The organism is Micromonospora sp. NPDC000207, assembly GCF_040300925.1.
Lineage (GTDB): Bacteria > Actinomycetota > Actinomycetes > Mycobacteriales > Micromonosporaceae > Micromonospora.
Genome location: NZ_JBEPEQ010000083.1, coordinates 1 through 26822, shown reverse-complemented (window position 1 = coordinate 26822; position 26822 = coordinate 1). Strand labels below are relative to the sequence as shown.

General features: G+C 71.6%; 23 protein-coding genes and 2 pseudogenes. 10 read left to right on the top strand and 15 right to left on the bottom strand.

Features of this window, described 5'->3' with window-relative positions; all coding sequences use genetic code 11:
- Window positions 1-266, bottom strand: a pseudogene (locus tag ABT336_RS19735) (aminotransferase class V-fold PLP-dependent enzyme); the annotation flags it as partial.
- Window positions 267-336: 70 nt separating this feature from the next.
- Window positions 337-3873: a DNA polymerase III subunit alpha gene (gene dnaE, locus ABT336_RS19730; RefSeq protein WP_350898080.1), complete on the bottom strand. Its 3537-nt coding sequence runs from the start codon at window positions 3871-3873 to the stop codon at window positions 337-339.
- A gap of 283 nt (window positions 3874-4156) precedes the next feature.
- Between dnaE and ABT336_RS19725 the strand changes: the two genes are divergently transcribed.
- Both ABT336_RS19725 and ABT336_RS19720 read left to right on the top strand, forming a co-directional pair.
- Entirely contained in the window at window positions 4157-4783 is a 627-nt protein-coding gene (locus tag ABT336_RS19725; protein ID WP_350898079.1) for a hypothetical protein, read from the top strand.
- Window positions 4784-4965: 182 nt separating this feature from the next.
- Window positions 4966-5493, top strand: coding sequence for a DUF6244 family protein (locus ABT336_RS19720; protein WP_350898078.1), 528 nt, complete (start codon window positions 4966-4968; stop codon window positions 5491-5493).
- 82 nt (window positions 5494-5575) lie between these two features.
- Here the strand turns inward: ABT336_RS19720 and ABT336_RS19715 are convergent, their stop codons facing one another.
- Window positions 5576-7159, bottom strand: coding sequence for an MDR family MFS transporter (locus ABT336_RS19715; RefSeq protein WP_350898077.1), 1584 nt, complete (start codon window positions 7157-7159; stop codon window positions 5576-5578).
- A gap of 10 nt (window positions 7160-7169) precedes the next feature.
- Window positions 7170-7826, bottom strand: coding sequence for an acyl-CoA-like ligand-binding transcription factor (locus ABT336_RS19710; protein WP_350898076.1), 657 nt, complete (start codon window positions 7824-7826; stop codon window positions 7170-7172).
- Between the two features lie 154 nt (window positions 7827-7980).
- On the opposite strand from ABT336_RS19710, the gene ABT336_RS19705 reads away from it, so the two are divergent.
- From ABT336_RS19705 to ABT336_RS19680, 6 genes are all read left to right on the top strand, one after another.
- Window positions 7981-8322 carry a PadR family transcriptional regulator gene (locus ABT336_RS19705; RefSeq protein ID WP_350898075.1) on the top strand — a complete coding sequence of 114 codons (342 nt, stop codon included), beginning with the start codon at window positions 7981-7983 and terminating at the stop codon, window positions 8320-8322.
- Window positions 8319-9257, top strand: coding sequence for a permease prefix domain 1-containing protein (locus ABT336_RS19700; protein WP_350898074.1), 939 nt, complete (start codon window positions 8319-8321; stop codon window positions 9255-9257). Before ABT336_RS19705 ends, ABT336_RS19700 begins: the two co-directional genes overlap by 4 nt.
- A 59-nt stretch (window positions 9258-9316) precedes the next feature.
- Complete coding sequence (locus ABT336_RS19695; RefSeq protein ID WP_350898073.1) at window positions 9317-10600, top strand: sensor histidine kinase; 1284 nt, start codon at window positions 9317-9319, stop codon at window positions 10598-10600.
- Window positions 10597-11328, top strand: a complete 732-nt coding sequence (locus ABT336_RS19690) for a response regulator (RefSeq protein WP_350898072.1) — start codon at window positions 10597-10599, stop codon at window positions 11326-11328. Before ABT336_RS19695 ends, ABT336_RS19690 begins: the two co-directional genes overlap by 4 nt.
- 82 nt (window positions 11329-11410) lie before the next feature.
- Window positions 11411-12304, top strand: a complete 894-nt coding sequence (locus tag ABT336_RS19685; protein WP_350898071.1) for an ABC transporter ATP-binding protein — start codon at window positions 11411-11413, stop codon at window positions 12302-12304.
- Window positions 12301-13377 carry an ABC transporter permease gene (locus ABT336_RS19680; protein WP_350898070.1) on the top strand — a complete coding sequence of 359 codons (1077 nt, stop codon included), beginning with the start codon at window positions 12301-12303 and terminating at the stop codon, window positions 13375-13377. The genes ABT336_RS19685 and ABT336_RS19680 overlap by 4 nt, the downstream gene beginning before the upstream one ends.
- Before the next feature lie 78 nt (window positions 13378-13455).
- Here ABT336_RS19680 and ABT336_RS19675 read toward each other — a convergent pair whose 3' ends face one another.
- The 7 genes from ABT336_RS19675 to pgsA all read right to left on the bottom strand — a co-directional run bounded on the left by ABT336_RS19675 (window position 13456) and on the right by pgsA (window position 19496).
- Window positions 13456-14205: a YebC/PmpR family DNA-binding transcriptional regulator gene (locus ABT336_RS19675; RefSeq protein ID WP_350898069.1), complete on the bottom strand. Its 750-nt coding sequence runs from the start codon at window positions 14203-14205 to the stop codon at window positions 13456-13458.
- Window positions 14206-14437: 232 nt separating this feature from the next.
- Window positions 14438-15040, bottom strand: a complete 603-nt coding sequence (gene pdxT, locus ABT336_RS19670; RefSeq protein WP_350898068.1) for a pyridoxal 5'-phosphate synthase glutaminase subunit PdxT — start codon at window positions 15038-15040, stop codon at window positions 14438-14440.
- Window positions 15041-15083: 43 nt separating this feature from the next.
- Window positions 15084-16001, bottom strand: coding sequence for a pyridoxal 5'-phosphate synthase lyase subunit PdxS (pdxS, locus tag ABT336_RS19665; RefSeq protein ID WP_350898067.1), 918 nt, complete (start codon window positions 15999-16001; stop codon window positions 15084-15086).
- A gap of 141 nt (window positions 16002-16142) precedes the next feature.
- A complete protein-coding gene (locus ABT336_RS19660; protein ID WP_350898066.1) occupies window positions 16143-16643 on the bottom strand; it encodes a hypothetical protein in 501 nt (166 codons plus the stop codon).
- Between the two features lie 73 nt (window positions 16644-16716).
- Window positions 16717-17877, bottom strand: coding sequence for a glycosyltransferase family 4 protein (locus ABT336_RS19655; RefSeq protein ID WP_350898065.1), 1161 nt, complete (start codon window positions 17875-17877; stop codon window positions 16717-16719).
- Between the two features lie 57 nt (window positions 17878-17934).
- Window positions 17935-18873 (bottom strand): phosphatidylinositol mannoside acyltransferase, encoded by a 939-nt coding sequence (locus ABT336_RS19650; RefSeq protein ID WP_350898064.1) that lies wholly within the window; start codon window positions 18871-18873, stop codon window positions 17935-17937.
- A complete protein-coding gene (gene pgsA / locus ABT336_RS19645; RefSeq protein WP_350898063.1) occupies window positions 18870-19496 on the bottom strand; it encodes a phosphatidylinositol phosphate synthase in 627 nt (208 codons plus the stop codon). Before pgsA ends, ABT336_RS19650 begins: the two co-directional genes overlap by 4 nt.
- 247 nt (window positions 19497-19743) lie before the next feature.
- Between pgsA and ABT336_RS19640 the strand changes: the two genes are divergently transcribed.
- Entirely contained in the window at window positions 19744-21546 is a 1803-nt protein-coding gene (locus tag ABT336_RS19640; protein ID WP_350898062.1) for a GTP-binding protein, read from the top strand.
- Window positions 21547-21563: 17 nt separating this feature from the next.
- Here ABT336_RS19640 and ABT336_RS19635 read toward each other — a convergent pair whose 3' ends face one another.
- The 3 genes from ABT336_RS19635 to thrS all read right to left on the bottom strand — a co-directional run bounded on the left by ABT336_RS19635 (window position 21564) and on the right by thrS (window position 25449).
- Window positions 21564-22628: an aldo/keto reductase gene (locus tag ABT336_RS19635; RefSeq protein WP_502891212.1), complete on the bottom strand. Its 1065-nt coding sequence runs from the start codon at window positions 22626-22628 to the stop codon at window positions 21564-21566.
- A gap of 189 nt (window positions 22629-22817) precedes the next feature.
- The gene (locus tag ABT336_RS19630; protein ID WP_350898081.1) at window positions 22818-23330 is read right to left on the bottom strand and encodes an HIT family protein; all 513 of its coding nucleotides are present in this window, start codon (window positions 23328-23330) and stop codon (window positions 22818-22820) included.
- A 112-nt stretch (window positions 23331-23442) separates the two neighbouring features.
- Entirely contained in the window at window positions 23443-25449 is a 2007-nt protein-coding gene (gene thrS / locus ABT336_RS19625) for a threonine--tRNA ligase (protein WP_350898061.1), read from the bottom strand.
- Window positions 25450-25644: 195 nt separating this feature from the next.
- Here thrS and ABT336_RS19620 point away from each other — a divergent pair.
- Window positions 25645-26127: pseudogene (locus ABT336_RS19620) on the top strand (DUF1775 domain-containing protein); the annotation flags it as partial.
- 311 nt (window positions 26128-26438) lie between these two features.
- On the opposite strand, the gene ABT336_RS19615 reads toward ABT336_RS19620, so the two are convergent.
- The coding region (locus ABT336_RS19615; RefSeq protein ID WP_350898060.1) for an ADP-ribosylglycohydrolase family protein at window positions 26439-26822 on the bottom strand (384 nt) is incomplete at its 5' end.

Here is a 26822-nt window from a genome sequence, read left to right as displayed (position 1 = left end):
GGGGCGGGGCCGAGGGGGCCGACCAGTCCCCCCGCGGCGCCCCCCACGGCCACGCCGGCGCCCGCCCCCCCCCCCCGGCGGGCCACGCCCCCCCGGGACCGGCCGGTCGCCTCGTCCCACCCCTCCCAGGAGGTACGCCCCACCCGCCAGTCGGCCAGGGCCGCCTGGAGGGCGTCCCACGACGAGTCGGGCGGCAGCCCGTAGCTGGCGGTGTTCAGCCAGCCCGGTTCGGGGTGCCAGAGCCGTTGAGCCTGTGCCAGTTCCACAGGTCCGACGCTAGCGACGGGTGGGGCGGGTCGGCAGGGCCAATTCCGCCCCGGTGGCCGTCGGGGCTGCTCAGCTGACGTTCGCGGGGCCGAGCACGCTCTTGAGGTCACCCATCAGGGCGGTGGTGGGGGCGACCCGGAACAGGCCGAGCCGCCAGGTCTCGACCCGGTCCCGACGGTTCAGCTTGACATGCACCTCGGTGTCGCCGGGGTGCAGCAGGAGGGTCTCCTTGAGGCGGTCGGCCAGCGGTGGCGTGAGCCGGTGCACCGGGATGGTGAGGGTGACCGGCTTGTTCGCCGAGTTGCTCGTGACGTCCGGCATCTGCATGTCCATCGCCATGATCCGGGGGGTGTCGTCCCGACGGTCCACCCGCCCCTTCACCACCACGATCGCGTCCTCGGCGATGTACTGCCCGACCACCTCGTACGTGTTGGGGAAGAACAGCGTCTCCACCCCGCCGGCGAGGTCCTCCAGGGTCGCCGACGCCCACGCCCGGCCCTGCTTGGTGACCCGGCGCTGCACCCCGGAGAGGATCCCGGCGAGGGTGACCACCGCCCCGTCCGGGACTGTCCCCTCCTCGGAGAGGGCGGAGATGGTGGTGTCCGCCGCCGCGCCGAGGACGTGTTCCAGGCCGAAGAGCGGATGGTCGGAGACGTAGAGGCCGAGCATCTCCCGCTCGAAGGCCAGCTTGTCCCGCTTGTCCCACTCGCTCTCCCCGATGACGGGCATCACTGTGGTGCTGCCGGTGGCCGTCTCGGCCTCGCCGAACCCGGCACCGAAGAGGTCGTACTGGCCGACGGCCTCCTTGCGCTTGACGTCGGCGTACGCGTCGATCGCGTCGGCGTGCACGGCGAGCAGCCCCTTGCGGGAGTGCTTCAACGCGTCGAACGCACCGGCCTTGATCAGCGATTCGATGGTCTTCTTGTTGCAGACCACCGCGTCGACCTTCGACAGGAAGTCGTAGAAGTCCGCGTAGTCGCCCTTCTCCTCACGGCAGCGCATGACCGAGGCGACCACGTTCGCACCGACGTTGCGCACCGCACCGAGCCCGAACCGGATTTCCTTGCCGACCGGGGTGAACGGCCCGGCGGAGGTGTTCACCTCCGGCGGCAGGACCTGGATCCGCATCCGACGGCACTCGGACAGGTACAGCGCCATCTTGTCCTTGTCGTCGCCGACGGAGGTGAGCAGCGCCGCCATGTACTCGGCCGGGTAGTGCGCCTTCAGGTACGCCGTCCAGTACGACACCAGGCCGTACGCCGCCGAGTGGGCCTTGTTGAAGGCGTACCCGGCGAACGGGACCAGGACGTCCCAGACCTTCTGGATCGCCTCGTCGGAGTACCCGTGCTCCCGACAGCCGTCGCGGAACGGGACGAACTCCTTGTCCAGGATCTCCTTCTTCTTCTTGCCCATCGCCCGGCGCAGCAGGTCGGCCTGGCCCAGTGTGTACCCGGCGAGGATCTGCGCGGCGCGCTGCACCTGCTCCTGGTAGACGATCAGGCCGTAGGTGGGGGCGAGGATCTCCCGCAGCGGCTCCTCCAACTCCGGGTGGATCGGGGTGATCTCCTGGAGTCCGTTCTTGCGCAGCGCGTAGTTGGTGTGCGAGTCCACGCCCATCGGGCCGGGACGGTAGAGCGCCAGGACGGCGGAGATGTCCTCGAAGTTGTCGGGCTTCATCATCCGCAGCAGCGACCGCATCGGCCCGCCGTCGAGCTGGAACACGCCCAGGGTGTCGCCCCGGGCCAGCAGCTCGTAGGCCGCCTTGTCGTCCAGCTCCAGCCCCAGGAGGTCGAGTTCCTTGCCGTGGTTGAGCTGGATGTTCTTGACCGCGTCGTCGATGATCGTCAGGTTCCGAAGGCCGAGGAAGTCCATCTTCAACAACCCGAGCGACTCGCAGGTCGGGTAGTCGAACTGGGTGATGATCACCCCGTCGGAGTCCCGGCGCATCAACGGGATGTGCTCGATGATCGGCTCGGCGGACATGATCACCCCGGCGGCGTGCACACCGGTCTGCCGGATCAGCCCCTCGATCCCCCGAGCGGTGTCGATCACCTTCTTGACGTCGGTCTCGGAGTCGTACATGCCCCGGATCTCACCGGCCTCGGCGTACCGGGGGTGCTTGGAGTCGAAGATCCCCTCCAGGGGGATGTCCTTGCCCATCACCGCCGGGGGCATGGCCTTGGTGATCCGGTCCCCCACCGCGTACGGGTACCCGAGCACCCGGGCCGAGTCCTTGATCGCGGCCTTCGCCTTGATCGTGCCGAAGGTGGCGATCTGGGCGACCTTGTCGTCACCCCACTTGTCGGTGACGTACTTGATCACCTCACCGCGCCGACGCTCGTCGAAGTCGATGTCGACGTCCGGCATGGATACCCGCTCGGGGTTGAGGAACCGCTCGAAGATCAGCCCGTGCGGGATCGGGTCCAGGTCGGTGATGCCCAGCGCGTACGCGACGAGGGACCCCGCCGCCGAACCCCGGCCCGGCCCCACCGCGATGCCCTGGTTCTTCGCCCACTGGATGAAGTCGGCGACCACGAGGAAGTACGACGGGAAACCCATCTGGATGATGACGCCGAGTTCGTACTCGGCCTGGACCACGTGCCCCTCGGGGATGCCGTTCGGGTAACGCCGTCCCAGCCCCTTGAAGGTCTCCTTCCGGAACCAGGACTCCTCGGTCTCCCCCTCGGGCACCGGGAACCGGGGCATCAGGTTGCGGAACTCGAACATCCCGGCCGGGTCGACCTTCTCGGCCACCAGCAGGGTGTTGCGGCAGCCCTCCTGCCACAGCTCGGAGGAGTCGACAGCCCGCATCTGGTCGGCGGACTTGACGAAGTAGCCGCCCCCCTCGAACCGGAACCGGTTCGGGTCGTCGATGTTGCTGCCGGTCTGTACGCACAGCAGCACGTCGTGTGCGGTGGCCTGGGCCTCGTGGGTGTAGTGCGAGTCGTTGGTGACCACCGGGGGGATGCCGAGCTTGCGGCCGATCTCGGTGAGCCCCTCCCGGACCCGGCGCTCGATGTCGAGACCGTGGTCCATGATCTCCAGGAAGTAGTTCTCCCTGCCGAAGATGTCCTGGTACGCCGAGGCCACCTTGATCGCCTCGTCGAACTGCCCCAGCCGCAGCCGGGTCTGCACCGCCCCGGACGGGCACCCGGTGGTGGCGATGATCCCCTCGGCGTGCTCGGCGATCAACTCCATGTCCATCCGGGGCCACTTGACGTAGTGGCCCTCCATGGAGGCGCGCGAGTTGAGGGTGAACAGGTTCTGCAGACCGGTCTTGTTCGCCGCCCACATGGTCTTGTGGGTGATCGCGCCGTTACCGGAGATGTCGTCGCGCTTCTGCTCCGGGCGGCCCCACTTGACCCGCTTCTTGTGATAGCGCGACTCCGGGGCCACGTACGCCTCGACGCCCAGGATCGGCTTCACCCCGGCGGCCATCGCCTGCTTGTAGAAGTCGTTCGCGCCGTGCATGTTGCCGTGGTCGGTGATCGCCACCGCCGGCATCCCCAGCCGGTTGGCCTCGGCGAAGAGGTCCTTGAGCCGGGCTGCCCCGTCGAGCATCGAGTACTCGGTGTGCACGTGCAGATGCGCGAACGAATCGCCCATGGAGCGTCCCCCCGGATCGAGTCATGGGTCTGCGAGAGATCAAGCCGGTCCACCCTAGCCCCGGTCGGCGGCCCGCCTCCATCCGCCGCGCCAGGGGTGCCCGAGGGGGCGACGCGACAGGAGCGGACGGTCCGATCGGTGTCACGCAGCGTTTCCGGTCCGATCTCGGACTGACCGCCGCCGACCGGGCACCGCCCGCCCTACCCTGCTGGAGCACCCCCTCGAGTCGGCCGCCTCCACGACACCGGCCGCCCCTCCCCCCGATCACCGGAGGTGATCACCAGTGAACCCTCTTCCCGTCCGCAGAGCCCTCGGCACCCTCCTGCTGGCCGGACTCCTCGCGGCCATCCTCGCCGCCCCGGCGCACGCCACCCCCGGCCGACCCGGTACCCCACCCGCCGCCGACCTCGGGTGGGCCGGACCGGGTGCTCCGCCGGTCGGTTCCGACGGCCGGGTCGGTGCTGCCCGGACGGACGTCCTCGGCGTCGCCGGTGCCGGGCCGTACCGCTTCGGTGCCCGCCTCGACCAGTTGACTGCCGCCGGGCTCGTCGACTGGACCGCCCCGGTCTGTGGCACCGTCGTCGACGCTGGTGCCACAGGCGAGTGGGCCGGGGTGATCCTGTTGACCTTCCAGGACGGCAGGCTCGTCGGGATCGGTACGGCCACCGCCCCGCCGCGCTCCCCGGCCGGAGCCGCAGTGGGGATGTCCTTCGCCGACCTGGAGGCGATCTACGGCCCTCGGGGCGCGTCGATCGACGACGACGCCGGTACGGCCACCGCATACCTGGTCCGCCTCGGGTCCCGGGTGGAGTTGTTCACCGGCCACCCGATCCGGCCGGGCGTCGGCTACTTCCAGGTCGGGCCGGCGTCCTTCGTCGAACGCGCCTTCCGTCAGGGCCGGGTCTGCTGATCGTCGGGGCGCCACCCGGCCCCGGGGGTGGCACCCGCCGACACGTCGAGGTCCGGTGGCGGCGGACAGGCCGGTCGACCCGTCCGCCGCCACCGGCAGTTGACCGGGGGACGGAGGACCCGAGGCCTGTAGGTTTCGTACCTCGTACCCCGATCCTGCTCACCCGCGCGAGGTGTCACCGCATGTCCACCGTCGAAGAGATCACCGGCGAGCTGCGCGCCGTACTGACCGGAGTCGAGCGGGCGCAGAGCCTGACCGCCGCCGCCGACAACCAGGCCCAGGAGACGGCGGTCCGGGCGGCCGGTGCCGGGTTCGCCGCGGTCGCCGCCGGCCTGACCCGGGTACGCTCCGCCATCGCCACCGTCCAGAGCGGACTGGCCACCCTCGCCACCGCCACCGGTGAGGCGGTCAAGGCGACCTCCACGGTGCCCCGCGAGGCCACCCCGCAGGAGACGATCGCCGCTCTCGCCCCGGTGCAGCAGGGCATCACCGCCGCCCGGGAGGCATGCACCGCCACGATCGGTCACGTCGACGAGGCCCGGCAGGTGGTCAGCATGGTGCTCCAGGGCGGTCAGCCCGGTCCGCTCCTGCAGTCGCTCGACAGCGTCAAGCAGGTCCTGGTCATGCTGGTGCAGCGCACCCACACCGCCCAGCAGTCCGTCGAGGCGACCACCAACCGGGCCCGCCGGCTCGGCTCCGCGGGAAACTGACCCGGGCTGGCGGTCGAGGTCCGGGAACGTGAACCGGCACCGGCCGAGGGTCGCGCCGGTGCCGGTTGCCTTGTCGGACGGCTCAGTGCATGGCGGTGAGGGCCGCCGCCTCCTTCTCGGCCCGCTCGTCGCCGCTCACCTCGTGCAGCGGCTTCTCCTTGATGAAGAGAACAGCGACCAGGGCGAGGAAGGCGATCGGGGCACCGATGAGGAACAGCTCCGAGGTGGCGGTGGCGTAGGCGTCCCTGACGATCGCCAGGACCGGCTCGGGGAGGGCGCTGAGGTCCGGGACCTCGGCGGTGCCGCCGCCGGTGGTGGCGGCGGCCGGGCCGAGCTTCTCGGTCATCAGGCCCGTGACCCGGTTGGCCAGGACCGCGCCGAGGGCGCTGACGCCGATCGCGCCGCCCATGCTGCGGAAGAAGGTCAGCACGGAGGTGGCTGCCCCGAGTTCGTTGGCGGGCACGTCGTTCTGCGCGGCGAGGACCAGGTTCTGCATGAGCATGCCGACGCCGGTGCCCAGCACCGCCATGTAGACCGAGAGCAGCGGTACGCCGGTGTCGGCGTCGACGGTGCTCAGTAGCAGCATCCCGGCGGTCATCACGGCCGCCCCGGCGACCAGGTAGATCTTCCAGCGGCCGTACTTGGTGATGAGCGCCCCGGCGGCGGTGGAGGAGATCAGGAGGCCGAGGATCATCGGGAGGCTCATGAGGCCGGCGACGGTGGGTGACTTGCCCAGCGAGGTCTGGAAGTACTGGGACAGGAAGACCGTTCCGCCGAAGAGTGCGACGCCGACCAGGACGCTCGCCACTGTGGTCAACGCGACGGTCCGGCTACGGAAGATCTTCAGCGGGATGATCGGTTCGGGGACCCGGGACTCCACCCAGACGGCGAGGGCCAGCAGGACGAGGCCGCCGACGACCATCAGTGCGGTCCAGCCCGACGCCCAGGCGAACTTGTGCCCGGCGAGGGAGGACCAGATCAGCAGGGTGGAGACCCCGGCGGTGATCAGCGCCGCGCCGAGCCAGTCGATCTTGGCTTCGCGGCGGACGACCGGCAGGTTCAGCGTCCGCTGCAACAGGACGATCGAGACGATGCTGAACGGTACGCCGATCAGGAAGCACCAGCGCCAGCCGAGCCAGGAGGTGTCCACGAGCACCCCTCCGATCAGCGGACCGGCGATGGTGCCGACGCCGAAGACCGCCCCGAAGACACCGGCGTAGCGGCCCAGCTCCCGCGGCGGGATCATCGCCGCCATCACGATCATCGCCAGGGCGGTCATGCCGCCGGCCCCGACGCCCTGGATCACCCGGCTGAACAGCAGGATCTCCACGTTCGGGGTGAGCCCGGCGACGAGCGAACCGAGCACGAAGAGCCCGAGGGAGAGCTGGATGAGCAGCTTCTTGCTGTAGAGGTCGGCCATCTTGCCCCACAGGGGCACGGTGGCGGTCATGGCCAGCAGCTCACTGGTGACGATCCAGGTGTAGACGGTCTGGCTGCCGTTGAGGTCGGCGATGATGCGCGGCAGGGCGTTGGCCACCACCGTCGAGGCGAGAATCGCCACGAACATGCCCACCATGAGTCCGGAGAGGGCCTGGAGGACCTCCCGGTGAGACATCCGGCCGGCGCTCACCTTGGGCGAGTCGACTGGCTCGGTCGTTGCGGTCATCGGCGCTTCCTCACACGCGTGGATCTGCCTGCCCCGACGCGGCTGCGTCGGGGGCGGTACGGGGGTCGGGTAGGCCGGCACCGACGACGGCGAAGGCCTCGTTGACCAGCTCGGCGAGGCTGCGGGCTCCGCCGCTGGCGGCCCACCTGACCATCGAGGTGCGCAGGGCCGCACCGCCGACAGCCACGACGAGCGCGGGGTAGGTGTCGTCCGGGGAGAGCCCGGTACGGTCGGCGACCACCTCGATGAGGGCCTTCTCGGTGGCCGCGTTGCCGGCGACCAGGCGGGCCAGGAGGACGGGGTGCTGCACGACGACCCGCATCCGCAGCAGCCAGAGGTCGGCCTCCCCCTGCACCTCGTCGACGACCTCGGTCAGGGCCTGGCGGATGGCCTGCAACGCCGGCACCTGGGGCGGGACGTCGGCCAAGGCCCTCAGGACCCGCTCCCGATCGCTGTCGGTGTCACCGACCAGGGCGTCGTCCTTGGTGGAGAAGTAGTTGAAGAAGGTCCGGGCCGAGACGTCGGCGGCGTCGGCTATCTCCTCGACCGTCACCTGGTCGAGGCCGCGCTCGTCGACGAGCCGCAGGGCGGCGTCGGCGAGGGCGGCCCGGGTCTGCTGCTTCTTGCGGTCACGTCGGCCGAGGGCGGCCGGGTCACCGGGGGTCATGGCGCTCCGTGGTCACGGAAGCACTCTACGAGCGAAGGTGCAGAAGCTGCAAACTTGCCGAGTGTGACATGAATTCGTGTCTCGACACGATGTCGTGCGACAGGCAACAGTGTGCGTTGGACAATAGTGTGTGGCACACACTATGGTGTGACGCATGGTCAGTGACGACGTCCTCAGGACCCACCTTCAGGAGCTGCGTCGGGGCACTGTGGTGGTGGCCAGCCTGATCGCCCTCCGCCGCCCCGACTACGGCTACGCGCTGCTGCAACGGCTGGCCACCCACGGCTTCGCGGTCGACGCGAACACCCTCTATCCCCTGCTGCGCCGGCTTGAGGAACAGGGGCTGTTGACCAGCGAGTGGAACACCGAGGAGAGCCGACCCCGCAAGTTCTACCGGACCAGCGAGGAGGGCGAGACGGTGCTCCGCCGCCTCCTCGACGACCTCACCGCCGTCCAGACCGCCATGACCGGACTGATCGAAGGAGTGGACCGATGAGTTCCCTGACCGACCGCTATCTGGCCGCCACCCTGGAGTCGGTCCCCGCCGGACGACGCCCGGAGATCTGCGCCGAACTCCGCGCCTCGATCGCCGACGCCGTCGACGACCGCGTGGGCGCCGGAGCCGACCACCGCAGCGCCGAACGGGAGGTCCTCACCGAGCTGGGCGACCCGCAGCGGCTGGCCGCCCGCTACGCCGACCAACGGCTGCAGCTCATCGGTCCCGCCTACTACCTGACCTGGCGGAACCTCCTGCGGCAACTGCTGACGTACGTGCCGGCCATCGTCGGCACCGTCGTCGGCCTGGTGAACGTCTTCGACGGCGACGGGTTCGGCGCGATCGGCCCCGCCGTCGCCACCGCCCTGAGCGTCGCGGTGCACATCTGTTTCTGGGTGACGCTCGGCTTCGCGATCATGGAACGGACCGGAGAGACCCGGTACCTGACCCGGTGGACCGTCGACGACCTGCCCGAGGCGACCGTCGAGCGGCAGATCACCCTGAGCGACACGGTCTCCTCCGTCGTCGTCCTGCTGTTCACGGTGAGCGTGGCGTTCTTCCCCTGGCAGCAACTGCGGGTCGACGGCGAGCCGATGCCCCTGCTCGACCCCGACCTGTGGGGGTTCTGGCTGCCCGTCATCCTCGGTGTCCTGATCGCGACGATCGTGTTCGAGTTCGTCAAGTACCGGGTCGGCCACTGGAACTGGGGGCTGGTAGTGGTCAACGCCCTCCTGGGCCTCGCCTTCACGGTGCCGATGATCTGGCTCCTGCTCACCGAGCGGCTGCTCAACCCGGACCTGGTGGCCCGGTTCGAGTGGCTGCGTGAGGGCGGCAACCTCGACACCCTCACCGTGGTGACCGTCGTCGTCCTGGTCGCGATCACGGTCTGGGACGTTGTCGACAGCGTGGTCAAGGCCCTCCGTCACCGCGGGTGAGCAAGCTGTACAGCGCCGCTGCTCACACCAGGCGCAGCGGGGATGGCATCGTCACGGGTATGGACAGCACCAGTCGGGATCGGTGGAGCCGGCCCGGACCGACACCCCAACAGCTCCGCGTCGACCTCTGGATCGGCCTGGCGGTCACCGTACTGGCGCTGTTCAGCCTCACCCTGACCCGAAGCGCCGGCGTGTTCGTCCTGGGACCGCCGCCTTCCGGGGCCGAACAGGTCCTCTGGGTCGTGGCGGTCACCGCACCCCTGGTCTGGCGGCGGCGCTTCCCGGAGGCGGTCACCCTGGTCACCTCGATCGCCTTCATCGCCGGACAGTTCCGGGCCGCCCCGGAGAGTCAGGTCACCTCCGGGGCGCTCTTCGCCGCCATCTACGCCCTCGGGGCGTGGGGACGCAACCGACAGCTGGCCCGTCGGCTGCGCATCGGCGTGATCGCCACGATGTTCGCCTGGCTCGGACTGAGCTACTCCGTCACCGTCGGGGAGATCGGACCGGACACCTTCGCCCAGGCCGCCGGACCGGTCCCACCCCTGTTGGCGGCGGTCGTCAACGGGTTCCTGCTCAACGGGCTGTTCTTCGGGTTCGCGTACCTGTTCGGGGACACCGCCTGGATCGCCGCCCGCCGCGACGCCGAGCTGCGGACCCAGGCCGAGCAGCTCCGGCTCTCCCAGGCCGAGGCGCGCGAACGGGCGGTCATCGGCGAACGGGTCCGCATCGCCCGGGAACTGCACGACGTGGTCGCCCACCACGTCTCGGTCATGGGAGTGCAGGCCGCCGCCTGCCGCCGGGTCATGGACTCCGACCCGGAGGCCGCCCGCAGGGCACTGAGCGCGATCGAGCAGACCGCCCGGACCGCCGTCGACGAACTGCGCCGCATGCTCGGCCTGCTACGCGCCTCGGAGAACGCCACCGACGACCGGCAACCGGGTGGCGCCGGAATGGGCCAGTTCCCCGAACTCGCCGACCGCGCCCGCAACGCCGGGCTGGAGACCGGCTTCGGGGTGTACGGCGACCCGGTGCCGCTGCCCGACTCGGTGTCGCAGGCGGCGTACCGGATCGCGCAGGAGGCCGTGACGAACACCCTCAAGCACGCGCGGGCTACCGTGCTCGACATCAGGATCCGGTACCTGGCGCACGAGGTGGAGGTCGACGTGACCGACAACGGCACCGGCGCGGCGCCGACGGGAGACCGAGGGCTGGGCCTGATCGGGATGCGGGAGCGGGTCGCCGCCCACGACGGCATCCTGGAGGTCGGCCCCCGAACCGGAGGCGGCTGGCGGGTCCGGGCCCGCTTCCCGGTCCCCGTCCAGGCCGAGGAGCAGCCGGCATGACCGAACCCGTCTGGCACCCGGGCACCGACGACGTCGAGCCGACCGACGACCGACCCGTCCGGGTGCTCCTCGCCGACGACCACACCCTCGTGCGTACCGGCTTCCGGGTCATCCTGGAGGTTGAGGGGGACATCGAGGTGGTTGGTGAGGCCGCCGACGGCGAGCAGGCCGTCGCCCTCGCCGCCGCACTCGCCCCCGACGTGGTCCTGATGGACGTGGAGATGCCGAAGCTGGACGGGCTCGCCGCCACCGCGCTGATCACCGACGCGGCCACCCCGGACGCGCCCGGCCCGTCGGTCCTGATCCTCACCACCTTCGACCGGGACGACTACCTCTTCGCCGCGCTGCGCGCCGGTGCCAGTGGCTTCCTGCTCAAGAACGGCACCCCGGAGGCGCTCGTCGAGGCCGTACGGGTGCTGGCACGCGGCGACGGGCTGCTCGCCCCGGAGCTGACCCGACGGGTGATCTCCGCCTTCACCCGGCCCGCCGGCCCCGCCACGGTCGGCGGGAACGCCCCCGCCCTGGCCCAGCTCACCCCCCGCGAACACGAGGTCATGATCCTGGTCGCCAGGGGTGCCAGCAACGCCGAGATCGCAGGCACCCTCGGTCTCGGTGAGGCGACGGTCAAGACCCACGTCAGCCGGATGCTGGCCAAGCTCGGGCTCCGCGACCGGGTCCAGGCGGTGATCTTCGCCTACGAACACGAGGTGATCCAACCCGGCGGATGACCCGGGGTCCCCCGCTCGGCGGACCCACGGAATCGTCCCCGGGCCGGAGGGTGGGCCCGCCCTGTGGATCTAGCGTGAAGTGGTGACCTCAGTACTCCGACTCGACGGCGTCGACCGTAGCTTCGGCGACCACCGCGTACTCAAGAACGTGACCTTCGACGTCCGGGGCGGCCGGATGACCGGTTTCGTCGGCGGCAACGGTGCCGGCAAGACCACGACCATGCGGGTCATCCTCGGTGTCCTCGCTCCCGACCAGGGCACGATCACGTGGCAGGACGCCCCCCTGACCCGTGCGGACCGCAGACGCTTCGGCTACCTGCCCGAGGAGCGTGGGCTCTATCCGAAGATGTCCGTCCGCGACCAGGTGATCTACCTGGGCCGACTGCACGGCCTCGACGCCGCGACCGCCCAACGCAAGACCGACGACCTGCTCGACCGGGTGGGGCTCGACGCCCGGGGCGGCGATCCGCTGGAGAAGCTCTCCCTGGGCAACCAGCAGCGGGCCCAGATCGCCGCCGCCCTGGTGCACGACCCCGAGGTCCTAGTGCTCGACGAACCCTTCTCCGGGCTCGACCCGACCGCCGTGGACACCCTGGTCACGGTGCTGCGGGAACGAGCCGTCAGCGGGGTTCCGGTGCTGTTCTCCAGCCACCAGCTCGACGTGGTGGAACGGCTCTGCGACGACCTGGTGATCATCGCCGACGGGGAGATCCGGGCCGCCGGCGGACGTGACGAACTGCGGGCCGCCTACGGCCGACCCCGCTTCGAGATGGTCGTCGACGGCGACGCCGGCTGGCTGCGGGACCTCCCCGGGGTGAGCCTGGTCGACCTCGACGGCCCCCGCGCGGTCTTCGACCTGCCCGCCGAGGTCGACGACCAGCAGGTGCTGCGCGCCGCGCTGGAACGCGGACCGGTCCGCGTCTTCCGTCCCGTCACGCCCACGATCGCCGAGATCTTCCGGGAGGTCACCCAGTGAACACCCGTCAGGCCGCCCTGCTCGTCGCCGCCCGTGAGATCCAGATCAAGATCCGGGACCGGGCCTTCCTGATCAGCACGGCCCTCTTCCTCCTCATCGCCGCCGCGGCCACCATCCTGCCCGGCCTCCTCTCCGGCGACGACAAACCCACCACCGTGGCCGTCTCCAGCGCCTCCGGGAACGTCGTCGCCCCGCTGACCGACGCCGGACACGAGGTACGCACCGTCGCCGACGACGCCGCCGCCGAGCAGGCGGTACGCGACGGCGACGTCGGGGCGGCGGTCGTCGCCGGGCCGACGGTCCTCGCCCTCGACGACACCCCCGACGACGTCGTCCGCGCCCTGAGCACCGCTCCGCCGGTGCAACTGCTCGACCCGGACGCGATCAACCCGGTGGCCGCCTTCCTGGTGCCGTTCATCTTCGCGTTCGTCTTCTTCCTCACCAGCCAGGCCTTCGGAATGCCGATCGCGCAGAGCATCACCGAGGAGAAGCAGACCCGCATCGTGGAGATCCTGGTGGCCGCCGTGCCGGTCCGTGCCCTGCTGGCCGGGAAGGTGATAGCCGGGTGTGTGCTGGCCCTCGGACAGATCGTGCTGCTGTCCCTGGTGACGGTGGTCGGCCTCCAGTTCAGCGGCAACACCGAACTGCTGTCGCTGATCGCACCGGCGATCGGCTGGTTCCTGCCGTTCTTCCTGTTCGGCTTCCTGCTGCTGGCCGCGATGTGGGCGGTGGCCGGCGCGGTGGTGGCCCGGCAGGAGGACATCGCCTCCTCCTCCATGCCGGTGCAGATGGCGCTGATGGTGCCCTTCTTCGCGGTGGTGTTCCTCAACGACAACCCCGCCATCCTGAAGATCCTGTCGTACGTGCCGTTCTCCGCACCGATGGCGATGCCGCTGCGCGCCTTCACCGGTGACGCCGCCGCGTGGGAGCCGATCGTGTCCCTGGCGCTGCTGGCGGTCGCGGCGGTGGCCTTCGTCCTGGCCGGTGCCCGGATCTACGAGGGTTCCCTGCTGCGGACCAACGGTCGGGTGGGCCTGGCGACCGCCTGGCGGTCCCGGGAGAACGTCGGCTGACCCCTGCGACACGGGTACGGGCGGCAGGTGTCCACCTGCCGCCCGTACCTTTTCGGGTCGATCCGGGATCGTCCCGGGTCAGTCGATCGCCGCCATTATGTCGTCCGGAATGTCGAAGTTGGCGTAGACGTTCTGCACGTCGTCGGAGTCCTCCAGCACGTCGATCAGCTTGAAGATCTTCCGCGCGCCCTCCTCGTCCAGCGGCACGTTCACGCTGGGGATGAGGGAGGACTCGGCCGACTCGTACTCGATTCCGGCCTCCTGAAGTGCGGTGCGGACCGCGATCAGGTCGCCCGGCTCCGAGACCACCTCGAAGGCCTCGTCGAGGTCGTTGACCTCCTCGGCACCGGCGTCGAGGACGGCGAGCATCACGTCGTCCTCGCTGGTCCCGGCCTTGGGGACGATCACCACGCCCTTGCGGGAGAACATGTACGACACCGAGCCCGCGTCGGCGAAGGACCCACCGTTGCGGGTCAGCGCGGTCCGGACCTCGGTGGCGGCCCGGTTGCGGTTGTCGGTCAGGCACTCGATCAGCAGTGCCACGCCGTTCGGGCCGTACCCCTCGTACATGATCGTCTGGTAGTCGGCACCGCCGGCCTCCAGGCCCGAGCCCCGCTTGACGGCCCGGTCGATGTTGTCGTTGGGCACCGAACTCTTCTTGGCCTTCTGGATGGCGTCGAAGAGGGTGGGGTTACCGGCCGGGTCGCCGCCACCGGTCCGCGCCGCGACCTCGACGTTCTTGATGAGCTTGGCGAACATCTTGCCGCGCTTGGCGTCGATGACGGCCTTCTTGTGCTTGGTGGTCGCCCACTTTGAGTGGCCGGACATCTGCTACCTCCGTTGCTACCGCCGTCTGCGTCGACCGCACCGCATCCGCCCCCGACCCACCCGGCGCACTCGGTGGTGCCGGTCGACCCTGGTGGAAGTCGTGGCGAGCAGATGCCCAGCCGAATCCCGGCAATCTTACCGACGTCGTCGGCTCCGGTGTCAGGCACCGCGCGCGGACCGGGCCCGCCCCGACAGGGACGGACCCGGTGGTGGACCTCGGCGGGACCGGGGGTCAGCTGCTGCGGACCAGGTCCACGAAGTAGCGGTGCAGACGCAGGTCACCGGTGAGCTCCGGGTGGAAGGAGGTGGCCAGCAGGTTGCCCTGCCGGACCGCGACGATCCGACCGGCGGCCGGTCCCTCGGTCACCTCGCCGAGGACCTCGACCTCACCGCCCACCCGCTCGACCCAGGGCGCCCTGATGAACACCGCATGGAACGGTCCTCCCTCGACCCCGGTCAGGGCGACCGGCGCCTCGAAGGAGTCGACCTGCCGACCGAACGCGTTACGGCGGACGGTCATCTCGATGCCGGCGAATCCGCGCTGGTCGGGACGACCGTCGAGCACCTCGTCGGCCAGCATGATCATGCCGGCGCAGGAGCCGTAGACCGGCAGCCCGTCGGCGATCCGCTTGTCGATCGGCTCGCGGAGCTCGAAGATGTCGGCGAGCTTGCTGATCGTGGTGGACTCCCCGCCGGGGATGACCAGCCCGTCGACCTCGTCGAGTTCCTCGGCCCGCCGGACCGGCAGGGCGCGGGCACCCGCGCCGGTCAGGGCGGCCACGTGCTCGCGGACGTCGCCCTGGAGGGCGAGTACGCCGATCACCGGTTCCGTCACGTTCCCTCCTCCTCCGCTGCCGCCGACGGTCGACCTGCGCTGCTCACCAGCCGCGTTCGGCCAGGCGGTGGGGCTGGGGGATCTCGTCGACGTTGATGCCCACCATCGCCTCGCCGAGCCCTCGGGACACCTTGGCCAGCACGTCGGGGTCGTCGTGGAAGGTGGTCGCCTTGACGATGGCGGCGGCGCGCTGGGCCGGGTTGCCGGACTTGAAGATGCCGGACCCGACGAAGACCCCCTCGGCGCCGAGCTGCATCATCATCGCCGCGTCGGCGGGGGTGGCGATGCCTCCGGCGGTGAAGAGCACCACCGGCAGCTTCCCGGTCTCGGCGATCTCCTTGACCAGCTCGTACGGGGCCTGGAGTTCCTTCGCCGCGACGAACAGCTCGTCGGTGGGCAGCGACTGGAGTCGCCGGATCTCCTGGCGGATCCTGCGCATGTGGGTGGTGGCGTTGGAGACGTCACCGGTGCCGGCCTCGCCCTTGGAGCGGATCATGGCCGCCCCCTCGGTGATCCGGCGCAGCGCCTCGCCCAGGTTGGTCGCCCCGCACACGAACGGGACGGTGAAGGCCCACTTGTCGATGTGGTTGGCGAAGTCGGCGGGGGTGAGGACCTCGGACTCGTCGACGTAGTCGACGCCGAGGGACTGGAGGACCTGGGCCTCGACGAAGTGACCGATCCGGGCCTTGGCCATCACCGGGATGGAGACCGCCTCGATGATGCCGTCGATCATGTCGGGGTCGCTCATCCGGGACACCCCGCCCTGGGCGCGGATGTCGGCCGGGACCCGCTCCAGCGCCATCACCGCGACGGCACCGGCGTCCTCAGCGATCTTGGCCTGGTCGGGGGTGACCACATCCATGATCACGCCGCCCTTGAGCATCTCGGCCATGCCCCGCTTGACGCGGGCGGTGCCGACGACCGGGGTGGCGGTGGCGGGCTGGGAGGTGGATTCGGACACGGGTCATCGCTCCTCGGAACGGGGGTCAGGGTGGCTGTGCGAAATGCTACGACGGTCCCAACGCCGGCCCGACAGCCAATCAGACCCCGGGTGGCCTGTTCTGTGGCCGCCGTCACCCCCGGCGGTGGCGGCGTACGCCCCTCAGGCCGGCACGTCGGCCGAGGCGGGCAGGGTGGGGTCGTCGACGTCGAAGTAGCGGGGCCACTCGTGGCCGCGTCCCATCCGTAACAACCGCACCAGGGGACGCCCCCGCGCCGAACGGGCGTCCCGCACCAGGTCGGTGTGGACCTGCCGGGCCAGGGCGAGCCGTCGGCTGGCGGCGACCACAGCCGCGCACTCCGGGTCGGTCGGGTCCAGCCGCACCGACCGCAGCTGCCGGGTCAGGTCGTTCTCGGCCGCCTCCCGCTCCTGCGGGCCGGCGTCCAGGGCGATCCGGGCGGCGGCGTACAGCTCCACACCGAAACGCCGTTCGGCGAGGACGGCGGCGGCTGCGGCCCGGCGCAGCAGGTGGGCGTCGAGGGCGCGGGCCGCCGCCTCGGCGCGCACCTGCAGCCGTTCGACCCGGCCGGCGGTCCAGATCAGGTACGCCGCGACCAGGGCGACGACCACCACCACGGCCACGACCCACCACATTCCCGGCATCGTAGTGCTGCTCCGTCTCCTCCGCCGCCAGTGGCGGGATCACCTGGGCACGTTCGCCCCACGGCCCCGGTGGTCAGGCGAGCCCCACCCATTCCTGGTCGATGACCCGCCCGTCGGTCGCCTCGATCGCGGCGGCGTAGACCTCCACCACCCGGCGGGCCACCACGGGCCAGTCGAAGTTCGCCACCACCTGGTCTCCGCAGGCGGTCAGTTCCCGGCGGCGGTCCGGGGCGTCCAGCAGCTCCGCGAGGACCCCCCGCAGGGCCACCGGGTCGCCGGTCGGGAAGAGGCAACCGGCCCGCCCCCCGTCGAGCACCCGCCGGAACGCGTCGAGGTCGCTGGCGACCACCGTGGTGCCGGCGGCCAGCGCCTCGGTCAGGATCATCCCGAAGGACTCGCCTCCGGTGTTCGGGGCCACGTAGAGGTGCACGCTGCGCAGCATCCGGGCCTTCTCCGGTTCGGAGACCCGGCCGAGGAAGGTCACCCGGTCCCGCAGGTCGGCCGGGAAACGCCCGTACAGGTCGTCGCGGTCACCGGGTCCGGCGACCAGCAGCCGCAGGCCGGGGCGGTGTCGGGCCAGCTGTCCGAAGGCGTCGACAAGGATCGGGAAGCCCTTGCGGGACTCGGTGAACCGGCCCAGGAACCCGATCGTCCCGCCGGTGCCCTCGGCGCACTCCCCCGGCCAGCCGGGCAGCGGGTCGACACCCGCGTACTTGGCGACGGTGACCCCGTTGGGGATCTCCACAGCGCCGCCGTCCATGTGCTCGACCTGCACCTTGCGGGCCAGGGCGCTGACAGCGATACGGGCGGTGATCCGCTCCAGCACGATCTGGAGCGCTCCCTGGGCGGCGGCGAGTACCCGGGACCGGGTCATCGCGGTGTGGAAGGTGGCCACCACCGGTCCCCGGGCGGAGAGCACCGCGAGCATGGACAGGCTCAGGGTCAGGGGTTCGTGGACGTGCAGCACGTCGAAGTCGCCCCGGGTGATCCAGCGTCGGACCCGGGCGGTGGAGACCGGTCCGAACGCGATCCGGGCCACCGAGCCGTTGTACGGCAGCGGGACGGCCCGGCCCGCCGACACCACGTACGACGGCAGGGCGGCGTCCTCGTCGGCCGGGGCCAGCACACTCACCTGGTGGCCGAGCCCGATCAGCGCCTCGGCGAGGTCCATGACGTGGTTCTGCACCCCGCCCGGCACGTCGAAGGAGTACGGGCACACGATGCCGACGCGCACGTCAGCCCCCTTCGTTCGGGACCGCCGTGCGCCGCCGTGTGGTGATCCTCGCCGTCATCAGGACGCTCCTTCGGACCGTTTCGGCGGGGTCGGCGGTGTGGTGGCCCCCGAGCCCGACTGGTCCAGCCACATGCGCTGCAACATGTGCCAGTCTTGCGGATGCCGGGCGATGCCCGCCGCCAGACCGTCGGCGATTCGCTGGGTCAGGGTTCGTACCCGCTCGTCCAGGGGGCCGCTGTCCGGGTCGGGCAGGGGCAGGGGGCCGTCGATCGAGGCGCACGCGGCATCCGGTTCGTACCACATCGAGGCGACGTAGAGGGGTGCTCCGGTCCGGATGGCCAGCAGCGCCGGTCCGGCGGGCATCCGGGTGCGGGCACCGAAGAAGTCGACCTCGATCCCCCGGGCCGACAGGTCCCGGTCGGCGAGCAACGGGACCACCCCGCCCGCCGCGAGCCGGTCAACCAGCACGTCGAACGCGGGTCGGGGGCCGCCGTGGGTGGGCAGGATCTCCATGCCGAGGCTCTCCCGGAAGGCGACGAACCGCTCGAAGACCCCCTCCGGTTTGAGGCGTTCGGCCACGGTGGTGATCGGCCACCCGGTGGCCGCCACCCAGGCACCGGCGGCGTCCCAGTTCCCGGCGTGCGGCAGCGCCACGACCGCGCCCCGGCCGGCGGCGACGTCGGCGTGCAGGGGCTCCGGGTTGCGGAGTCGGAAGCCCGACAGGAGCTGTTCGCGGCTCAGCGAGGGCAGCCGGAACGCCTCCATCCAGTACCTGGCGTACGAGCGCAGGCCCTGGCGGACCAGGTCGTCGAGGTCGGCCTCGGGCAGGTCGGGGCCGACCACCCGGCGCAGGTTGGCGCGCAGTCGGGTGGCCCCGGCACCCCGGCGGCGGTGGGCCCGGTCGGCACCGGCGGCGAAGGCGGCGGCCACCACCGGTCGGGGCAACGCCCGCACCAGCCGCCACCCGGCGACGTAGGCGAGCTCGGTGGCGTTCACTGCCGCTCCGGCTGGATCTCGCGGGTCTGCCGGTGCACGTGGAGCATCCGTTGTCCGACGGTGAAGACCGACACGGCCGCGAGCAGCCAGAGCGCCACCGGCAGGGCCGGGTCGAGGCCGAGGCCGGTGAGCAGGCCGCCGATGCCGACGATGAGCAGCCGTTCGGTGCGTTCGGCGATGCCCACGTTGCAGGTCAGCCCGAGCCCCTCGGCCCGAGCCTTGACGTAGGAGACGAGCCCGCCGGCGGCCAGGCACAGCAGCGCGGCGGCCACCCCCGCGTGGTTGCCCTCGGTGGCCAGCCAGTAGGCGACGGCGCCGAAGACCGCGCTGTCGGCCACCCGGTCCATGCTGGAGTCGAGGAACGCGCCGAACCGGGTGGAACCGCCGGACATACGCGCCATGGTCCCGTCGAGCATGTCGGTGAGCGCGAAGACGGTCACGATCAGGGCGCCGGTGACCAGGTGCCCCCGGGCCCCGAAGCCGAGCGCGCCGACGAGCACGCCGACGGTTCCGACGACGGTGACCGCGTTGGGGGTGACGCCTGCTCGGAGCAGGCTGCGTGCGACCGGCTCGACGACGCGGGTCATCGCCGCTCGGGCCGACACTTGGAAGATCTTCGCCATGGCGGTCCCACGATAACGGGCGGTCCGTCGGACGCGATACGGCCGGTGGCCGTCGGCGCGCCGCGCGGCGGACTTGTGTCCCGTCGGGGCCCGGTGTCTGATCGGTACGCACGAGGTGAGCCAGCTCACCCGCTCGCCCGCCCCGTCCGGGGGACCCGGCGCCGCACCGGAGGATAGCGCCGCAGATTCGCCCGGGCCGTTCCCCGTCGCGCGGCGGTCGCCACCACTGTCGAGGGAGGTGCGTCCGATGGCGCAGAGGAGTCAGGACGAGGGGGTCGGCACCGACGTACCGGTGGTGACCGAGCCCGGCGGGATCCGCAACGTGGTGCTGGTGGGGCGCTCCGGGGTGGGCAAGACCGCCCTGGTCGAGGCGTTGGTCGCGGCCACCGACGCGACCGGTCGGGGTGCTGCGGTCCCCGCCGACACCCCCGCCGTCGCCGACCGGGGGCGGTCCGTGGCGTTGTCCGCCGTACCGCTGCGGCACGCCGGGGTGAAGGTCAACCTCCTGGACACCCCCGGGTACGCCGACTTCGTGGCCGGGCTGCGGGCCGGTCTGCGCGCCGCCGACGCGGCCCTGTTCGTCGTCTCGGCGGCCGACGGGTTGGATCCGGCCACCGTGGCGCTGTGGGAGGAGTGCGCGGCGGTGGACCTGCCCCGGTCGGTGGTGGTGTCCCGGCTGGACGATCCGCGCGCCGACTTCGACGAGGCGGTGGCGCTGTGCCAGCGGCTGTTCGGCGACACCGTGGTCGCTGTGCACCTGCCGATGCTGGGTGACGACGGGGAGTTGGTGGCCGGGCTGCTGGGGCTGCTGACCGACCGGGTGTACGACTACTCCGCCGGGCTGCCGGCCGCCGTCCGCGACCCGGATCCGGAGCACCTGACCGCCATCGCCGAGGCCCGCGACGAACTCGTCGAGGCGATCCTCGCCGAGAGCGAGAACGACTCGCTGCTGGACCGGTACGTCGCCGGTCTGGACGTCCCCCCGCCGGTCCTCGCCGCCGAACTGGACCGGGCGGTGTCCCGGGGATACCTGCACCCGGTGGTGCCGGTCTGCGCGGCCACCGGGGTCGGGCTGGACCTGCTCCTCGACGGGCTGGTCGACGCGTTCCCGGCCCCGTCGCAGCGGGAACTGCCGGTGGTCACCGGTCGGGACGGTTCCCCCCGCCCGCCGTTGGACTGCGACCCGGACGGCCCCCTGGTCGCCGAGGTGCTCCAGACCACCGTCGAGGCCGGGCAGGGGCGGGTGGGGCTGGTACGGGTCTTCTCCGGCACGCTCCGTCCGGGGCAGCCCGTGCACCTCGCCCGGGCGGGTGCCCCCGGAGCCGACGACCCGGACGTACGCCTCGCCGACCTGCGCTCCCCGTCGGGGACGCCCGGGGGTGCGGTGCCCCTCGCCGTGGCCGGTGACGTCGTCGCGGTCACCGGGTGGGACGGGGTGACGACCGGGGACACGATCTCCGACGTCCGGGAGCCGTTGGCGCTCGTACCGTGGGAGCTGCCCGAACCCCTGCTGCCGGTGGCCGTGGTGGCGGCAGCCGACGGCGACACCGACGCCGTCGCCCACGAGGTGGGGCGACTCGTCGACGCCGATCCGACGCTCCGGTTGACGCACGACCCGGGGACCCGACAGCTGGTGCTCTGGTGTGTGGGTGAGGCGCAGGCGCAGGAGGTGCTCGACCGGGTGCGTGCCGGGGGTGTCGAGGTGGGCACCGAGCCGGTGCGGGTGGCACTGGTCGACGGTGCCGGCCAGGCGCTGCGGGAACCGGTCGACGAGGTGCTGGCCGGGGTGCCCGGACACACCGTCGGCAGGGTCCTCGGTGACCTGTCCGCCCGGCGGGGTCGGGTCCTGGGCACCGAACCGGACCCCGAGGCCGAGGGCCTGACCCTGGTCCGGGCCGAGGTTCCCGCAGTCGAGCTGCTCCGGTACGGCCCCGCGCTGCGCGACCTGACCGCCGGGGCCGGCACCTTCGGGCGCAGGTTCGTCCGCCACGAGCCGGTCCCCGACCACCTCACCGAGCAGCTGCGGGCGGAGCACACCGTCCAGCGGTGAGCCGGCCGTCGGTGCGGTCAGGACACGGCGACGGGCTGCATCGGGCTCGGCCAGTACGGCCTGTCGACAGCCCGGAGGGCGGCGGCGCGCAGGGCAGCCAGCTGACGTTCCACCTCCACGAAGTGGTCCGGTTCGAGTGGGCCCCAGGCCAGCGCGGCGGCGTTCTCCTCGACCTGGGCCACCGTCCGGCAGCCGGGGATCGGGACGGTCCGGTCGCTGCGCGCCCACAGCCAGCCCAACGCCCCCTGGGCGAGGGTACGGCCGTCGGCTGTCAACGCCGCCCGGGCCGCCCCGACCCGGCGTAGCCACTCCGGGGCGGGTCGGCCGCCCCGGAACCACTCCAGCCAGCCGGAGGTCCAGCCCCGGATGTCGTCGCGGGGCAGCGTCGAGCCGGGACCGTACTTGCCGGTCAGCAGCCCCATGCCGAGCGGCCCTCGGTTGATCCCGGCCAGGTCGTACCGGGCGCAGACGGCGAGCATGTCGGGGGCGTCCCGCAGCACCGACAGGTTGTGCTGGACGGCGGCGGCGTGCGGGGCGTCCCGTCCGAAGGCGGCGGCCCGGTCGGGCCGGTCGGTGCTCCAGCCGTACGCCCGGATCAGCCCGCCGGCGACCAACTCCTCCAGCGTGCCGATCAGGTCCTGTCCCCGGGCCACCGGGAGGTCGGCCAGGTGCAGTTGGTAGAGGTCGATCCAGTCGGTGTCGAGGCGACGCAACGAGTCGTGGACGGCGCGTCGCAGGTAGGTCGGGGAGGCGTCCTTCCCGGTGGCCTGCCGGGCCTGCTCGTCGAAGGTGTAACCCCACTTGGTGGCCACCACTGCCTCGTGGCGACGGCCGGCGAGGGCCCGCCCGAGGATCCGCTCGCCGTGCCCGGCGCCGTACGTGTCGGCGGTGTCGAAGAACGTGACGCCGAGGTCCAGGGCGCGGCGTACGGCCCGGACGGACTCCTCGTCGTCGACGGCCCCCCAGCCCAGCGGGATGCTGCCCTCGGCCCACGGCCCGCCGATCGCCCAGCAGCCCATCCCGAGGGCACTGACCTCGATGCCGCTTCTGCCCAACCGACGGGTCGACCGGAGAATCCTCATGTCCGTCAATGTTCCGGGCATCGAGTGGCAGACGTCCATCATGACCATCCTTACGGGCGGTCGGGGCCCCACGGATCATCGACGACGCGGCCGCGTTCGGGCCGGGAAGGTTCGGCCACGCCGACCACCAAACGACCCGACGACACAGCGGGTTGCGGTGGCGCACGGAAGACGGCAGGCGCGGTCGGGTCAGGTGGGCCAGGCGCGGACGAGCAGGTCCCGGGTGTCGGTGAGCAGCTGGGGCAGGACCTTCGTCTGCCCGATCACCGGCATGAAGTTGGCGTCACCGCCCCAGCGGGGCACCACGTGCTGGTGCAGGTGGGCGGCGATCCCGGCACCGGCGACGCCGCCCTGGTTCATCCCGAGGTTGAACCCGTGGGCGCTGCTGACCTGGCGGATCACCCGCATCGCGGTCTGGGTGAAGGTGGCCAACTCGATCGTCTCGGCCGGGTCGAGGTCGGTGTAGTCGGCGACGTGCCGGTACGGGCAGACCAGCAGGTGCCCCGGGTTGTACGGGTAGAGGTTGAGCACCACGAAGACCCGTTCGCCCCGGGCGACGACCAGGCTGTCCTGCTCGGCCAGCCCCGGGGCGAGGCAGAACGGGCAGCCGGTGGGCTGTTCGTAGCCCCCCTCCGGCCGGTCCTCGCCGGAGATGTAGGTCATCCGGTGCGGTGTCCAGAGCCGATCCAGCCCGTCGGACATGCTCCTGTCGCTGTGCCCCGCCGCCCCAGTCACACCGGGGATCCTACGACCCGGGGTCGACGGGCACCGCACCCGGCCGTGCCCGCCGGTGTCCCCGGCGGGCACCGGCGTCTCACTCGGCCAGGGCGGAGGGGCCGGCGTTGCTGCGGGAGCGGACCACGTCCAGGACGTGGGCGACGGCCTCGGCGACCGGCACCCCGTTGCGCTGCGAGCCGTCCCGGTACCGGAACGAGACGGTCTCCGCCGCCACGTCCTCGTCCCCGGCGATCACCATGAAGGGGATCTTCTGCTGCTGGGCGGTACGGATCTTCTTCTGCATCCGGTCGTCACCGGCGTCGACCTGGGCCCGGATCCCCTCGGCCCGCAGGGCGGCGGCGAAGTCCTGCAGGTAGCCGGTGTGGTCGTCGCGGATCGGGATGCCGACCACCTGGACGGGGGCCAGCCAGGCCGGGAACGCCCCGGCGTAGTGCTCGGTGAGCACCCCGAAGAACCGCTCGATCGACCCGAAGAGGGCCCGGTGGATCATTACCGGGCGCTGCCGGGTGCCGTCGGCGGCCTGGTACTCCAGGCCGAACCGCTCCGGGAGGTTGAAGTCGACCTGGATGGTGGACATCTGCCAGGTCCGACCGATGGCGTCCTTGGCCTGGACGGAGATCTTCGGGCCGTAGAAGGCCGCGCCGCCCGGGTCGGGCACCAGGGTCAGGCCGGACTCCTCGGCGGCGGAACGCAGCGCCTCGGTGGCCCGTTCCCAGTTCTCGTCGGTGCCTACCGACTTCTCCGGGTTGCGGGTGGACAGCTCCAGGTAGAAGTCGTCGAGCCCGTAGTCGCGCAGCAGTTCGAGCACGAAGGCGAGCAGCGACTTCAGCTCGCCGGCCATCTGCTCCTCGGTGCAGAAGATGTGCGCGTCGTCCTGGGTCATGCCACGGACCCGGGTCAGACCGTGCACCACCCCGGACTTCTCGTACCGGTAGACGGTCCCGAACTCGAACATCCGCAGCGGCAGCTCCCGGTAGGAGCGACCCCGGGACCGGAAGATCAGGTCGTGCATCGGGCAGTTCATCGGCTTGAGGTAGTAGTTCGCTCCCTCCACCTCCATGGGGGGGAACATCCCGTCGGCGTACCAGTCGAGGTGCCCGGAGACCTCGTACAGGTTGCCCTTGGTGATGTGGGGGGTGTTGACGAAGGCGTACCCGGCCTGCTCGTGCTTGATCCGCGAGTAGTTCTCCATCTCCCGGCGGATGATGCCGCCCTTGGGGTGGAAGACCGCCAGGCCGGAGCCCAGCTCGTCGGGGAAGCTGAACAGGTCCAGGTCGACACCGAGCTTGCGGTGGTCGCGCCGGGCGGCCTCCTCCAACAGCTTCAGGTACGCCTTCAGTTCGTCCCGGGTCGGCCAGGCGGTGCCGTACACCCGCTGCAACTGCGGGTTCTTCTCCGAACCCCGCCAGTACGCGGCGGCCGACCGCATCAGCTTGAACGCGCCGATCAGGCGGGTGGTCGGCAGGTGCGGGCCCCGGCAGAGGTCCGACCAGCAGACGGTGTCCTCCTTGGCGGCGAGGTTGTCGTAGATGGTCAGCTCACCACCGCCGACCTCCATCACCTCGGAGGAGTCCAGGCCCTCCCCCTTGACGTCGATGAGTTCCAGCTTGAACGGCTCGTCGGCCAGCTCGGTCTTCGCCTCGTCCAGGCTGTCGAACCGGCGACGCCGGAACCGCTGGCCGGACTTGACGATCTCCTGCATCCGCTTTTCGACCTTGGCCAGGTCGTCGGGCTGGAACGGCTTGTCGACGGCGAAGTCGTAGTAGAAGCCGTTCTCGATGGGGGGGCCGATGCCGAGCCTGGCGTCGGGGAAGACGTCCTGGACCGCCTGGGCGAGCACGTGGGCGGTCGAGTGGCGCAGCACGTTCAGCCCGTCCGGGCTGTCGAGGGTGACCGCCTCGACGGTGGTCTCCTCGGCGGGCGCCCAGTCCAGGTCCCGCAGCTGTCCCTGCGGGTCGCGGACCACGACGACGGCCTTCGGGCCGTTCGTCGGCAGGCCGGCTGCGGCCACCGCGTCGGCCGCCGTGGTCCCGGCGGCGACGACGACGGGGTCGGCCACTGCGGGGGTACGGGGTGCTGACACGGTGACTCCTCCGGACAAAGGGTTACGGACAGGGCCGACGGGCGGCCCCTGAGATGCTATCGGTCCCGCCCCGCCCCCCTCCCGGCGGGAAAGGAACCCCGGGCCCGGTTCCCGCCCCGATTGAACCTTTCCGGGCTCGCACCCGAACTACTCGGGTGTGGCCGGAGTCGGTACGGCCACCGCGACCCGACACCGATGGGGAGGCCGATCGCAATGACCCGTAGCGACATCCGGTGGAGCCGGACCGGACCGCTGGCCGCCCTGGCGGTGGCGGTCGTGGGGGTCCTGGCCTGGCCGGGCGCGGCGGTGGCGGCGGACGTGACGAGCACCCCGCTGCAGGCCCGGCAGGGCGATCCGGTGAAGTTCGAGATCGTGGTGCCCGAGGAGCGTCCCGGGACCCGGACCCGGCAGGTCGAGCTGCGGTTGCCGACCGACGCACCGGTCGCCGAGGCGTACCCGATGTCTGTCGACGGGTGGGCACCGAAGATCACCAGCCGGAAGCTGGACGAGCCGGTGGTGAGCCTGCACGGCCCCCGCACCGACACCGTCACCGCCTCGGTCATCTGGGTCCGGGTCGCCGGCGGCGGGGCGGGACCGCACCGTCTCACCGTCTCCATGGGCCCGTTGCCGCAGGCCGAACTGATGACCTTCGAGGTGGTGCAGACCTACTCCGACGACACCGTGGTCCGCTGGGCCGACCCGGCGGGCGGGCCGCACCCGGCCCCGGTGCTGACCCTGCTGCCCCCGGCGGCCGGGTCGGCGGAGCACGGGGGTGGGGTGCACGCCCACCCGACGCTCAGCTCCCGCCTCGCCGAGCCGCACGAGTTCGGCGGATCGGCACCGTACGAGCCGGCCGACGAGGGCTGGTTGAGCGCCGACGTCCTGCTCGGCGGCGGGCTGTTGGCCGGGCTCGGCGGCGGGGTGGCGTTCGGGTGGCTGGGCAGCCGCTGGTTCCGGCGTTCCGGCGGGGACGACGACTCCGCGACGGGTCAGGACACCCAGTCCGGCAGCGGCTCCCGGGAGGCCAGCCAGGCCGACGGGACCCCGCCGGGTGTCCCCACGCCGGTGTGCGCGGCCACCACCGATCCGGCGACGGCGGCAGTGGTGTCGACGTCACCGCCGACGGACACGCAGGCCCGTACCGCCGCCGGGTAGTCGACGAGGTGCGTGGCCGCGACCCACAGGGTGAAGGGCACCGTGTCCTGGGCGACGGCCCGGGAGCCGTTGCCGAGGGCGTCGGCGGCGTCGGCCACCGGACGACCCAGGAGTGCGGCGGCGCGGCGTACCCCGTGGTGGACCTCGGTGCCGGGGTCCAGCGCGGCGGCCACAGCGGCCAGCAGCCGGTCCGGGGACGGGCGGTCGTCGGTGAGGCG